Source organism: Rhizobium sp. CB3060 (genome assembly GCF_025200735.1).
Taxonomy (GTDB): Bacteria; Pseudomonadota; Alphaproteobacteria; order Rhizobiales; family Rhizobiaceae; genus Rhizobium.
Genome location: NZ_CP104159.1, coordinates 1,704,348 through 1,720,234, shown reverse-complemented (window position 1 = coordinate 1,720,234; position 15,887 = coordinate 1,704,348). Strand labels below are relative to the sequence as shown.

Here is a 15,887-nt window from a genome sequence, read left to right as displayed (position 1 = left end):
CGGTATACTTAAGGAGTTGTTTGGTTGTTGAGTTAACCATGGGTAAATATATCTGCGGTCGTGCATAACCGGCTATATCTGTGAGGTTAACGAAGTATTGCAATCACCCCGCTCTCGTAATTGATTGCCGTCAAATTACGAGACACCGGGAGTTAGACTTATGGAAGATTCGCGCATTTCGACGGTAGACCACGAAGCGGTTTCGAACGATCTCGTATCGGGCGACCGGAACGAAGGCCTTGCAGCCGACATCAATGCGTCTCGGCCGTTGTCGCAGAATGCTGATGTCGCCGCGTTTGAGGTGGCACAGGCCGCCGAGCAGCAGGCGAACGGCAAGACCGAGCGCCTTGCCGCCAACGAGCCGCAAAACGCCGATGCCCGTCAGCCAATCCAAATCGTGCCCGACAATGGCAACGTCGTCCACCTGCCGCCGAACACCTCGATCGACGACATTCACGTCGAGGGGCGCAACCTCGTTCTCATCCAGGCCGACGGCACGCGCATCGTCATCATCAACGGCGCGCTGCACGTCCCGACCTTCCTGATCGGCGAAGTCACGCTGCCGCAGCAGGCCATCGTCGCTGCCCTGCAGCAGCAGGGCATCAACGTCGCCGAAGGTCCTGACGGTTCGGTTCACGCCGGCAATAGCACGGATTCCGGCCACCAGTTCACTGACAGCCAGGCCCCGAATGCCCGCACGCCGCTTAATCTGATTGGTCTGCTCGGTCCTGGCGACATAGGTGGCAACGGGAACGGCGGCAATCTGTCTGGCACCCAGACTCGCGTTCCCTTTATCCTTCAGCAGGCGACCGAAACAGCTTCGCTGATCGAACGCGGCAGCAGCACTGGCGCCTTCCTCACGACAAGCAGCACCGGCCGCTTCGGCTTCGGCGGCAATAATGCCTCGATCACCACTGTCACGCTGGTCGGCGAGGCAGAAATCACCAGCAGCGGTACGCAGCAGCTATCGGGCCTGACCTCCGGCGGCGTTCCCGTTGTCGTCACCCAGAGCGGCCAGACCGTCACCGGCGTCGCGAATGGCGTCACTGTCTTCACGCTGGTATTCAACGCCTCGACTGGCGCGTACACCTTCACCCAGCTCGCTGCCCTCGACCATCCCCGCGGCGCCAATTCGGCCAGCGATGTGCTTGAACTTCAATTTCGGTATACGGTCTCCGACACGAGCGGCCATACGGTTTCGGCTGTCGCAACCGTCGATATCACGGACAGCGTGCCGGTTGCGGCCGTTGGTACGGCGGGTTCGGTTACCGAAGCAGCTCTGTCTGCTGGTAATGCAGCCCTGACCCATGACACCGGCGCCGCGACCGCCACTGGTTCACTTAACATCTCCTGGGGCGCTGACGGCGGCAACACCGACAAGGGCGGCCTCGGCGATCGCTCGGTCGCTTTCACCAATGCCACGGTTTCGGCGACGGGTGAGGACAATGGCGCGCTGAGCTCGCATGGTCTGGCCGTTCATACGGCGCTGCTGGCTGATGGTACGCTGGTCGGCTACACCGGCGAGACTGCTCCGACGGCAACCTCCGCAACCAACGTCGTCTTCTATGCTACGGTATCGGATACCGACAACGGTCACTACAACTTCACGCTGGTGCAGTCGCTCGATGATGCCAAGGGTTCGGACGCGATCACGCTGACCTTCGGCTATACGGCAACTGATTCCGACGGCGATACAGCCGCGAACACCTTCACCATCACCGTCGCTGACGACAAGCCTGTCGCTGCGACCGGCGATGCAGGCTCGGTCACCGAAGGCGCGCTGGCGAGCGGCAACGAGACCCCGCATGTCGAGACCGATGCCATCACCACCGGCTCGCTCAATATCTCCTGGGGTGCTGATAACGCCAACACCAACAACGGCGTCGCCGGCGACCGGTCGGTCGCCTTCACCGATGCCTCGGTTGCGGCGACGGGCCAGGACGGCGAAGCGCTGAGCTCGCATGGTCTGGCCGTACATACAGTACTGCTGGCCGATGGCACGCTGGTTGGCTACACCGGCGAGACTGCTCCAACGGCCGTGACGAATGGCGAGGGCGGGGTTGGCTCGAACATCGTCTTCTATGCGACGGTCTCGGACACCGACAACGGCCACTATAACTTCACCCTGGTGCAGTCGCTCGATGACGCCAAGGGTTCGGATGCCATCACGCTGACCTTCGGCTACACGGCAACCGATTCCGATGGCGACACCGCCGCAAACAGCTTCACCATCACCGTCGCCGACGACAAGCCTGTCGCTGCGACCGGCGATGCAGGCTCGGTCACCGAAGGCGCGCTGGCGAGCGGCAACGAGACCCCGCATGTCGAGACTGACGCCATCACCACCGGCTCGCTCAACATCTCCTGGGGTGCTGACAACGCCAACACCAACAATGGCGGCGCCGGTGACCGCTCGGTTGCCTTCACCGATGCCTCGGTCACGACACAGGGCCAGGACGGCGAAGCGCTGAGCTCGCATGGTCTGGCCGTTCATACGGTACTGCTGGCTGACGGCACGCTGGTCGGTTACACCGGCGAGACCGCTCCGACGGCCGTGACGAATGGCGAGGGCGGGGTTGGCTCGAACATCGTCTTCTACGCGACGGTCTCGGACACTGACAACGGCCACTATAACTTCACCCTGGTGCAGTCGCTCGATGACGCCAAGGGTTCGGATGCCATCACGCTGACCTTCGGCTACACGGCAACCGATTCCGATGGCGACACCGCCACGAACAGCTTCACCATCACCGTCGCCGACGACAAGCCTGTCGCTGCGACCGGCGATGCAGGCTCGGTCACCGAAGGCGCGCTGGCGAGCGGCAACGAGACCCCGCATGTCGAGACCGATGCCATCACCACCGGCTCGCTCAATATCTCCTGGGGTGCTGATAACGCCAACACCAACAACGGCGTCGCCGGCGACCGGTCGGTCGCCTTCACCGATGCCTCGGTTGCGGCGACGGGCCAGGACGGCGAAGCGCTGAGCTCGCATGGTCTGGCCGTACATACAGTACTGCTGGCCGATGGCACGCTGGTTGGCTACACCGGCGAGACTGCTCCAACGGCCGTGACGAATGGCGAGGGCGGGGTTGGCTCGAACATCGTCTTCTATGCGACGGTCTCGGACACCGACAACGGCCACTATAACTTCACCCTGGTGCAGTCGCTCGATGACGCCAAGGGTTCGGATGCCATCACGCTGACCTTCGGCTACACGGCAACCGATTCCGATGGCGATACCGCCACGAACACCTTCACCATCACCGTTGCTGACGATAAGCCTGTCGCTGCGACCGGCGATGCAGGCTCGGTTATCGAAGGCGCGCTGGCGAGCGGCAACGAGAACCCGCATGTCGAGACCGATGCCATCACCACCGGCTCGCTCAACATCTCCTGGGGTGCCGATAACGCCAACACGAACAACGGCGGCGCCGGCGACCGGTCTGTCGCCTTCACCGATGCCTCGGTCACGACACAGGGCCAGGATGGCGAAGCGCTGAGCTCGCATGGTCTGGCCGTTCATACGGCGCTCTTGGCCGATGGCACGCTGGTTGGCTATACCGGTGAGGCCGCTCCGACGGCGGTCATGGATGCCAAGGGCGCGGTCGGCTCGAACATCGTCTTCTACGCGACGGTCTCGGACACCGACAACGGCCACTACAACTTCACGCTGGTGCAGTCGCTTGATGATGCGAAGGGCTCGGACGCCATCACGCTGACCTTCGGCTACACGGCAACCGATTCCGATGGCGACACCGCCGCAAACACCTTCACCATCACCGTCGCCGACGACAAGCCTGTCGCTGCGACCGGCGATGCAGGCTCGGTCACCGAAGGCGCGCTGGCGAGCGGCAACGAGACCCCGCATGTCGAGACCGATGCCATCACCACCGGCTCGCTCAACATCTCCTGGGGTGCCGATAACGCCAACACGAACAACGGCGGCGCCGGCGACCGGTCTGTCGCCTTCACCGATGCCTCGGTCACGACACAGGGCCAGGATGGCGAGGCACTGAGCTCGCATGGTCTTGCGGTTCATACGGCGATTTTGGCCGATGGCACGCTGGTCGGCTACACCGGTGAGACCGCTCCGACGGCAACCTCCGCAACCAACGTCGTCTTCTATGCTACGGTATCGGATACCGACAACGGCCACTACAACTTCACGCTGGTGCAGTCGCTCGATGATGCGAAGGGTTCGGACGCCATCACGCTGACCTTCGGCTATACGGCAACCGATTCCGACGGCGATACCGCCGCAAACACCTTCACCATCACCGTTGCCGACGACAAGCCTGTCGCCTCCACCGGCGACGCAGGCTCGGTTACCGAAGGCGCGCTGGCGAGCGGCAACGAGACCCCGCATGTCGAGACCGATGCCATCACCACCGGCTCGCTCAACATCTCCTGGGGTGCCGATAACGCCAACACCAACAATGGCGGCGCCGGCGACCGCTCGGTCGCCTTCACCGATGCCTCGGTCACGACGCAGGGCCAGGACGGCGAAGCGCTGAGCTCGCATGGTCTGGCCGTTCATACGGTACTGCTGGCTGACGGCACGCTGGTCGGCTATACCGGCGAGGCCGCTCCGACGGCGGTCGTGGATGCCAAGGGCGGGGTTGGCTCGAACATCGTCTTCTATGCGACGGTCTCGGACACCGACAACGGCCACTACAACTTCACCCTGGTGCAGTCGCTCGACGACGCCAAGGGTTCGGATGCCATCACGCTGACCTTCGGCTATACGGCAACCGATTCCGATGGCGACACCGCCGCAAACACCTTCACCATCACCGTCGCCGACGACAAGCCTGTCGCTGCGACCGGCGATGCAGGCTCGGTCACCGAAGGCGCGCTGGCGAGCGGCAACGAGACCCCGCATGTCGAGACCGATGCCATCACCACCGGCTCGCTCAACATCTCCTGGGGTGCCGATAACGCCAACACCAACAATGGCGGCGCCGGCGACCGCTCGGTCGCCTTCACCGATGCCTCGGTTGCGGCGACGGGCCAGGACGGCGAAGCGCTGAGCTCGCATGGTCTGGCCGTACATACAGTACTGCTGGCCGATGGCACGCTGGTTGGCTACACCGGCGAGACTGCTCCAACGGCCGTGATGAATGGCGAGGGTGGGGTTGGCTCGAACATCGTCTTCTATGCGACGGTCTCGGATACCGACAACGGCCACTATAACTTTACGCTGGTCCAGTCGCTCGATGACGCCAAGGGTTCGGACGCCATCACGCTGACCTTCGGCTACACGGCAACCGATTCCGACGGCGACACCGCCACGAACAGCTTCACCATCACCGTCGCCGACGACAAGCCTATTGCTCAGACGATTGACAACACTGTTTCGCCGCTGAATGACGATGCTCAGATCGGCGGAAACCTGGATGCCAACGACGCCAACGCGCATAGCGTCTCGGGCGCTGCCGGCGCCCTGTTCAGCGCTGGCGCCGACGGTTCTGCAAGCGTCTCGATCGATCAGTCCAGCCTTCCGGCTCTGAAGACGATCTATGTCGACGCCAACGGGTTCGCACAGCAGGAAGACGTTACCTGGGGCAAGCCGACGGTTTCCGGCGGTGCGACAACCTGGGTTGCTTCCAGCGCCAATCACGACACCGTCGCCACGCTGACCATCAATGCCGATGGCTCCTACACGTTCAGCACCAGCGCGCCGCTCGTCCACCCGACCTCCGGCACGACGGAAGAAAGCTTGTCGCTGACCTTCACCTTCACGGTGACCGATGGCGACAATGATACATCGACCGGCTCGCTGACTCTGCATGTTACGGATGACGTACCGCTGGCAAATACCGTCACTGTGACCAGCGTGACGCTGAACGACGACGCGCTGAAGGGCGGAAATCCCGACACGGTTGGCGTAACCGATACCGACACGGTCAGCGGCACGTGCGGCACGCTTTTTTCGGGCGGCGCCGATGGCGTCCATCAGGTGACGCTCGGAGCGACGACGGATTTCAGCGCCATCTATACCGGCAAGGACGGCTTTGCCCATGTCGAGTCGGTCGTTTGGGACAGCCCGACGACGGCGGCGGGCGGCGAGACGATCTGGATCGCGACGGGCAAGGACAGCGGCCAGACGGTCGCGACCCTCACGATCGGCACGGATGGTTCCTACAGCTTCACGCTCAGTGCGCCGGTCGTCCATGCGGCCGCGGAAAATACGCAGGATCTGACCTTCAACTTCACCGTCACCGATGGTGACAGCGATACGGCCAGCGGCTCGCTGACGGTCACAGTCAAGGACGACGCACCAATCGCCTATAAGGTCGATGCCACCTCGACGCCGCTCAACGACGACGCGCAGGCACATGGCAACCTGGACGGCGCCGCCGACGCGAAGACGATCAATGGCGACGCAGGAGCTCTGTTCTCCGCCGGTGCCGATGGCGTCAAGGGCGTGTCGATGGACAGCCTGCCGACACTGAAGGCGATCTACCTCGACAGCCACGGCATCGGCCACCAGGAAGCCGTTTCCTGGACGTCGTCTGCGGCGAACGGTGTGACGACCTGGACGGCAACCGGCGCCTCCAGCCATGCCACCGTTGCAGTTCTGACGATCAATTCGGACGGTTCCTACAGCTTCACCGCGGATGCGCCGCTTGTTCATTCGACGTCGTCGACGACCGAAGACAGCCTGACGCTGAATTTCGGCTTCACGGTCACGGATGGCGACGGCGATACAGCGAAGGGCTCGCTGGCGATTGCCATCACGGACGACGTCCTGGTTGCTTCCGGCACGACCGTTGCTGTCAAGGCCGACGAGGGCGACATTTACAATCTCCTGTCGCATGGCAACAGCGCGCTCGATGGCACGCATGACGGATCGTCTTCGCAGCCGGCACTGTTCGGTTTCGGCTTTGCGGCCACGGTATCCGGCTCCGTTGCTTCCACCGTTTCCTTCGGTGCCGACGGCGCAGCGGTCGGTGGCGGCTTCAGCTTCACCGCCAATGCGGCGTCGACGCTTACCGCTCTGCATCTGACTTCGGGTGGCGAAGCGCTCTCCTATGCGGTCGTCAACAACGTGATCATCGGCTATGTCGATAATGACCACCACAGCGGCTACAACCCGGTCCTCGACCGCCCGGTCCTGTCATTGTCGCTGTCTGGCAACGGCAGCTTCACCTTCCAGCAGTACGATCAGCTCGACAACGTCGCTGGTCCCGGCAACGACCTGCGCTCAGGCAATAGCTCGATCTCGGCCATCGACTTCGGTTCCGTCATCCAGGCGACCGACGGCGACGGCGACAGCGTGACGCTGACCGGCGCTTTGAAGGTCACCATCGTCGATGACACGCCGAAGGTCGATCTGGCCCTCACGGGCTCGATTACGATCGACGAGAGCGGCAGTGGCGACAACGACGTCAACGCCAGCAATGCGGTCAAGAGCCTGTTTGCGGGCATCACCGGCGGCAACGATCCCGATATGTCGACGGTCTACGCTCAGCACAACGTCGTCTCGCCGGCGGTCTCGATGGGTGCCGACGATGCGTCGGGTACGACGAGCAGCCTGACGCTTCATATCGACAATGCCGACTCCGGCTTGACGACGACTGCTGGTCAGGCGATCATGCTCTCGCAGCTCGCCAACGGCACGGTTGTTGGCAAGATCGCCGACGGCGAGATCGCCTTTGCGATCCGCCTCGACAACAGCGGCAAGGTCAGCATCGCCCAGTACATGTCGCTCGCCAACCCGAATACGTCGAAGTCGGACGGTGATACGGTCGATCTCACCGGCAAGCTCTCGGCGGTGCTGAGCGCGACCGATAGCGACGGTGACACCGTCGCCAAGTCCGTTTCCATCGGCAGCAGCATTCGTTTCGATGATGACGGCCCGTCGATCGGCGGTGCCGTATCGGCAAAGACACTTGCCGAGCATGACCTTCTGACGAATTCGGGTTCGCTGTCGCCCTCCGGCATCAGCACTGGTGCGGTTGCGCTCAATCTCGCCTTCGGCGCTGACGGCCCGGCCGCCCATGCTGCTACCTTCGTAGCGGGTTCGAACGGCAGCTATTTCACCGCAAGCTACAGCAATAATCAGACGCTTGATGCGACCAAGCTCAGCTCCGGCGGCCATGCGCTGTCCTACTCGCTCAGCGGCGACGGCATGACGCTCATCGCCTACACCGGCAGCAATGCCGCCGACCAGTCGAGCTGGGTCTTCAAGGTTGTCCTGTCTCAGGACAGCGGCCACGCCAGCGGCGCCTACGACTTCACGCTTTACAAGTCGCTCGACGACGTCAACGGTCAAAGCAACCTCTCGGATATCAAGCTGACCTTCCAGGTTGCCGGACATGACGGCGACGGCGACACCACGAGCGGCACGCAGAGCTTCTCGGTCGATTTGATCGACGATGTGCCGACGCTGGTTGATCATGCCTCGGTTTCCGCGACCGTCTCGGAGACGGCGATCAATGCTCCCTTGGTGACGACGGGATCTTACACCGTCGATTTCGACACGGTGAACCCTTCGGCTGCCAAACTGACGGTCAGCGAGGGCAGTGTCAGCGACGGCCATGTGGAATCGTCGTCCAAGGGGGGCGATATCGTGCTCGTATCCAACACGGGGACGACCTTTGTCCTCGCCCAGATGGATATAGGTGTGTTTGACCACAAAGGCGCGTCGTCCAAGACCGTCACGATCATCGGCACCGATGCCAATGGCAACACCTATTCGGTGACGACTACCGGTACGACCTTCTCGGCCGCCGGCACGGCGCTCGAAGGCAAGCAACTGACGTCGCTCGAGATCGATCCGCATGACAACTCGCTGACAGTCACGGTCGACAACATCCATGTCACCGACACGACCACGACGCCCACAAGCAATCCTGCTGAGACAACGCTAGATCTGACCTCGCTCGTTCACGCCAGCGCCGACAGCCCGTTGACCTGGTCGGTGAACACGGTTGCCGCTGGAACGTCTTCCGGGAACCTGACGGGCGGTACCGGGCTGACCTACAACGGCACGGCCATCACGCTCGCCAGCACGGATGGACACACGATCACCGGCTCGGCCGGGGGCGTCACGGTCTTCACGTTGACTGTCGATCCTGCGAGCGGCCACGCCACATTCGGCCTTTACCATGCGATCGACGGCGGCAAAACGCTGCCGCTCGACTTCTCGAAATACGTTACGGCGACGGATTTCGACGGCGATGCTGTCACCCTGGGCAGCGGCTCCGTCACCATCGTCGTGCAGTCGGCCACGGACAGCCTTCCGACAATCAATTCGGCCGGCCTGGTATCAAGCGTCAGCGAAAGCGGCTTGCCGGGTGGTACGGGGGCGGCTGGCGTCGCCAACGTCCATTCCGGTAGCATCGCAATCACTGCAGGCGATGCACCTTCGACGGTGACAATCGCAGGCCATACGTTCAACGTCGGCGCCACAATCGCCAATGGCGATACCAATGCCACCATTCATGGTGCCTACGGAACGCTGCACATCCTCAGCGTCACTACGACGGCCATCAACTATACCTATACGCTGACCAGCACCACGAGCGGGGCGAGCAACCACGACGCCTTCTCCGTCACAGTCAGCGACGCGCCGATTGACGGTGAAAGCCAGACTGCCACTCTGACCTTCAACATTACCGATGATAAGCCGATAGCAAGCACCATTCTGGTCGGATCGATGCATGAGAACGACAGCAGCGCGACCTTCGCACTGGCTTCCGGAACCATCGCCTTCGGCGCCGACGGAGCGGCCCAGAGCGGGGCAATCCATGTCGACAGCGTCAGCGCCAATGGAGATCTCGCCGGGTCGACGCTGAGCACGTCCATGGTCACGATTGACGCCGGTCATGTGACCGTTGCGCCGGGCAGCGCACTGGATGCCCTGCCGCTTGGCCACTCTTCGATACTCTCGATCGGTTATACCGTCACCGACGGCGACGGCAGCAAAACCAACGGCACCTTCACCATCAGGGTCGACGGCGTCAACCATGCCCCGACCACGGCGGACGGAAGCGTCTCCACCGGCGAACATGCGGCCTACTATTTCTCGTCGAAGGATTTCGCCTTCAGCGATAGCATCGACGGCAATACCCTGAAATCCGTCACCATCACCAGCCTTCCGACGGGTGGGACGCTTTATCTCGACGGGACGGCCGTCACGGTCGGTCAGCACATCGCCGCGAGCGCGCTGACAACACTTCACTTCACGCCTTCGTCAGACTTTGCCGGCGCGACCGAAACCGCGAACTTCGGCTTCACGGTGCAGGATAATGGCGGCACGGCCAATGGCGGTGCGGATACGTCAACCGCCCATACGATGACAGTTACCGTGACTGCCGTTGACGATGGCACGGCGAAGGTCTCGATTGCCGATCAGACGACGCATACCGGCAATGCGGTCGTCGCAGGCGATACGCTGAACGCGGCGATCGCAACAGACGACCCGGATCACGGGCAGTCCGGTCTGACCTATGCGTGGAGCTGGGCGGACGATCAGTCCCATACGGTTCTCGGAACCGCATCGTCCTACACGGTGACGAGTGCCGATGTCGGGCATTCGTTGATCTTGACGGTGAGCTATACGGATGGCCAGGGCTTCAGCGATGTCGCGACGCAGACGACGTCCGCTGTCATCGCTCCGACGGTCTTCACTCCGACGATCGATGCAACGCCACTGTCGGAGGCCAATCTTTCGGGCGGCTCCAACCCGCAGCCTTCTGAACTGACAGCCACGGGCAGCATTGCGCTGGGCACCCTGGATAATCCGCACATCACCAGCGTCGCGGGTGCCGACGGCGCGCCGGTAAGCGTCGATCAAACGGCTCCGGACAGCCAGACGACGACGATCCACGGTTCCTACGGTGATCTCGTAATCGACGCGAACGGCGCATATACCTACACGCTGCTACATGCTGGCTCGAACGCATCGGGAGATACGGATCAGTTCACCTATACGGTGACGGACATGAACGGCAAAACGGCTCAGGAGACCCTGACGTTCAATATCGCCGACGACGCGCCGACGCTGACCGGTACAGGGATTTCCGCAACCGTCTCCGACAATGGCGTGGTGACGGCCGCCGAACACTCCGCAACGACGACGGCGGAACTGACCTCACTGGTTAACTCTGGTGCCGACAGCCCGTTGACCTGGTCGGCGAACGCCGTCGCAGCCGGTACCTCCTCCAGCACTCTGACAGGCGGCACCGAGTTGACGTACAACGGTGCGGCTATCACGCTCGACAGCACGGATGGGCATACGATCACCGGCTCGGCGGGAGGCGTCACGGTCTTCACTTTGACCGTCGACAGCAGCGGCCACGCCACGTTCGTGCTTGACCAGACGATCGACGGTGCCAAGGACCAGACGCTCGACTTCTCGCAATACCTGAAGGCCACGGATTCCGATGGTGACTCGGTGACGTTGGGTACAGGCGCCTTCACCATCGCTGTGGACCATGTCAATCACGCGGCAGAGATCGGCGGCGCCGATAGCGGCGCCGTCACGGAAGACCTCAGCGTTTCCGCCGACGGCTATCTGCAGGCAAGCGGCACGCTGACGATCGACGATGCGGATCGGGGCGAAAGCAAAATCCAGGCGGCGACCATAAACGCTGACGGCACGCATCTTGGTACGCTGACGATCGGTGAGGACGGTAGCTGGACCTACAAGGTCGATAACAGCCTGTCAGCCGTGCAGAATCTGGGTGTGAACCAGAGCACGACCGACAGGTTCACGGTCTCCTCGGTTGACGGAACGACCCATGACATCGTCGTGACGATCAACGGCACCAATGACGCGCCGACGATCTCGATCGCCGGCGGCGACAGCGCCAGCGGTGCCGTGACAGAGGCCGGCATTGGCATTGCTGACGACAGCACTCATAACACGGTTTCCGGCCATCTGACCGGGGCGGATATCGACAGCCCGACACTGACGTGGTCGGTGGTTGCGGACAGCGGCCAGACTGCCAATGGGAGTGAGTCGGTCACCGGCACTTACGGTACGCTGAGCGTCGGCGCGGACGGCACCTGGACCTATGCCCTGGATCAGTCGAAGGCCGATTCGCTGAATACTTCAGATCATCCGCAGGAGAGCTTCACGGTTCAATTGAGCGACAACCAAGGCGGCATCACGACGCAGACGGTCGTGGTGACGGTCAACGGCACGAACGACGCGCCGACGATCTCGATCGGCAGCGGCGACAGCGCCAGCGGTGCCGTGACTGAAGCCGGTGTTGGTGTTGCTGACGATAGTGCTCACAACACGGTTTTCGGCCATCTGACCGGGGCTGATGTCGACAACACGTCCCTGACGTGGTCGGTGGTTGCCGGCAGCGGCCAGACTGTCAATGGTGGGTCGGTCACTGGCACTTACGGCACGCTGAGTGTCGGTACGGACGGTACCTGGACTTACACTTTGGATCAATCGAAGGCCAATTCGCTAACGGCTTCGGATCATCCGCAGGAAAGCTTCACGGTTCAGTTGAGCGACGGCCAAGGCGGCGTCACGACACAGACCGTCGTGGTGACGGTTAACGGCACAAACGATGCGCCGACGATCTCGATCGCCAATGGCGACAGCGCCAGCGGTGCCGTGACAGAGGCTGGTGTTGGCGTTGCCGACGACAGCGCTCACAATTCGGTTTCCGGCCATCTGACCGGGGCTGATGTCGACAGCACGTCGCTGACGTGGTCGATAGTCGCGGGCAGCGGCCAGACCGTCAATGGTGGGTCGGTCACTGGCGCTTACGGCACGCTGAGCGTCGGTGTGAATGGCACCTGGACCTATGCCCTGGATCAGTCGAAGGCAGATCCGTTGACGGCTTCGGATCATCCGCAGGAAAGCTTCACGGTTCAGTTGAGCGATGGCCAAGGTGGCGTCACGACGCAGACGGTCGTTGTGACGGTCAATGGTACCAACGACGCAGCCTCGATCTCTGGCACGGCGACCGGTTCGGTCACCGAGGACGGCCAGTTGACGGCAAACGGTGTGCTGACCACTGCCGATGTCGACAATGGCCAGAACCATTTCCAGACGCCGACATCGCTGACCGGCACCTACGGCACGTTCACCTTCAATGCGACGACCGGTGTTTGGGGCTACACGCTCAACAATTCTGCATCGAATGTTCAGGCATTGAACGGCGGGCAGGCAGTTACGGATAAGTTGACTGTAACGTCCGCAGACGGGACGGCTTCACAGGATATCGTGGTGACCATCCACGGCACCAACGAGTCGGTATCGGCACCGAGCATCAGCCGTGTCGCCGACAATGTCGGGTCGATCCAAGGCAACCTGGCTGATGGTGCGGTTACGGATGACACCAATCTTGGGATCCGCGTCAGCCTGACCGGAACCGGTGCTGTCAGCGGTGATACGGTGCAGCTATATAACGGCACGACCGCACTCGGCTCGGCGGTCACGCTGACGGCGACCAACATCAGCAATGGATATGTCGACATTACCACGCCGACGCTGACGAACGGATCGACTTATAACTTCCGTGCCTCGCTCACGGATGCGGGCACCACCAGCCCGCTGTCGACGAGCGGCGCCTATGATATCAAGATCGATACGACGGCGCCGACAGTCGCCATAACGCAAAGTAGCTCCGGCGGAACGAACGTCCTCACCTTCACCTTTAGTGAGGCGGTGTCAGGGTTTAACGTGTCAGACATCGTGGGCAGTGGCAATTATACGCTCTACAACTTCATGCATGTTGGCCTGAACGGTTCCGGACAGGACGTCTACACGGTGAATTACACCGCCGGCAATAACGGTTGGAAGTCTGTGTGGGTTGCAGGAAGTAGCTATACGGACCTGGCCGGCAATTCCGGAGCGGACGGCTTCTTAACCGCTTTCAAGCCCGCCGGCACCTCCGGCGAGGCCATGAACCTCGCGCTCTCTGCGCCGTCGGATCATGTCGGCGCGGTCACGTTGACCGTTGCTGGCCTTCCCGCCGGCTGGGTGCTCAGCGAAGGCACGCATAATGCCGATGGCACCTGGTCCGTGGTGACGAACGATCCGTCGTCGCTGACGGTCACCTCGCCCGATGGCGTCACCGGCGCACTGGTTCTTCAGGTCACCGAGACCTGGATCAATGCCGATGGCTCGACCGGCACGGCCTATGTGTCCGACAACATCGAAGCCTATGCCAAGGGTGCGCCGATTTTTGCCTGGTCGGGCGACGATACGCTCACCGCATCGAGCGGCAACGACACGCTGGTCTTTGCGAACACCATCGGCACCGACGTCGTGCACAACTTCGATACGGCGCATGATAAGATCGATCTGGTCGGCTTTGCGGGCTTCTCAAGCTTTGCGGACGTTCAGGCCCATCTGTCGACCGACGCGTCGGGCAATGCCGTCATCACGCTCGGCGATGGCGAGACCATTACCTTGGCAGGCGTCAGCGCCGCGGCTCTTACGGCAGACGACTTCCTCTTCAACGAGACCGTGGTGACGCACAATACTGGCGACATGGTGCTTAGCGACGGTGCGCTGATGCCATTCAGCGGCACGCTCGACAACACCGGCAGCATCCATCTCTCTTCGACCGGCAGCGAAACGGCCTTCGAAATCGTGCAGCACGGCCTCACGCTGACCGGCGGCGGCACGGTGACGCTGTCCGACGATGCGGCCAACGTCATCTTCGGCAGCGGTGACGCGGTCACGCTGACCAACGTTGACAACACCATCTCCGGTGCAGGCCAACTTGGCGACGGTCACCTGACGCTGGTCAACGAAGGCACGATCATTGCCGACGGCAGCCACGCGCTCGTCATCGACACGGGTGTCAACGCTGTGAGCAACACCGGCACGCTGGAGGCGACCGGGACCGGCGGCCTCGACATACACAGCAGCGTCATCAATGATGGCGTGTTGTGGGCGAATGGCGGCAACATTAATCTCGAGAGCAATGTCAGCGGCAGCGGCACGGCGCTGTTGTCGGGCCACGCTGGCCTCGAAATCGGCGGCTCGTTCAGCCAGGCGATTACGTTGAGCACGGATGCCCAGGCTACGATCACCATCGACCACGCGGCCGCCTTCACCGGCACGATCGCCGGCCTCGACGGCAATGACACGCTGCGGTTCGGCGACATCTCCGCCGCGACCGCCAGCTTCTCCTATGCGGAAAACGCGGCGAAAACCGGTGGTGTGCTGACCGTCACCGACGGCACCCACACCGCCAGCATCGGTCTCACCGGCGACTACTCGGCCGGCGACTTCTCGCTCGGTCATGATGGCGACTATGCCGAGATCGACTTCGGCCACCTCTACGGCACCGACGGCAACGACACGCTGACGAGCGGTGGCGGTTACACCATGACCGGCGGCGCCGGTGCGGATACTTTCGTGCTCGATGCCCAGGCTCTGCACAACCTCAACATGGCTGACGTCATCACCGACTTCAGCCCGAAGGGAGAGGGCGATAAGCTGGATGTTTCGAACCTGCTGAACGCGCTGGTCGGCGAACATCCGGGCATGACCGAGGCAAGTGCTGTCGCGTCGATGACGGCAGCGGTCGACACCGCAACCAATTCGACGAAGATCAGCATCAACACCGGCTCGGAAACCCATGTGGTCGCCACGTTGCAGAACTACGCGCCGACAGGCCACGATGCCGTCCACGTGCTGTTCAACAACCACGAAGAGCAGCTTGCAACGCATACGCAAACCGCCGGCGCCTGACGCCTTTCCGTCGGCATAGAAATCTCAAGCGGCGCGTCTCGGACGCGCCGTTTTTATGAAAGCCACAGCGATGTGTCGATCGTGAAGTGTGTCCTAACGGTCGGTACCGATTGGAATGATACCGCGCGGGCGAAGGATGGTTGTGGATAGCTCAACCGGATTTTGTCACCCGCCATGTATCGAAACTTCGCCACATGGCGGC

At 62.2% G+C, this 15,887-nt stretch carries 1 protein-coding gene; it reads left to right on the top strand.

Annotated elements, in window-relative coordinates; all coding sequences use genetic code 11:
- The first annotated feature begins 160 nt into the window (after positions 1-160).
- A complete protein-coding gene (locus N2601_RS27200) occupies positions 161-15,685 on the top strand; it encodes a T1SS-143 repeat domain-containing protein (RefSeq protein ID WP_260304399.1) in 15,525 nt (5,174 codons plus the stop codon).
- The last annotated feature ends 202 nt before the right edge of the window (positions 15,686-15,887 follow it).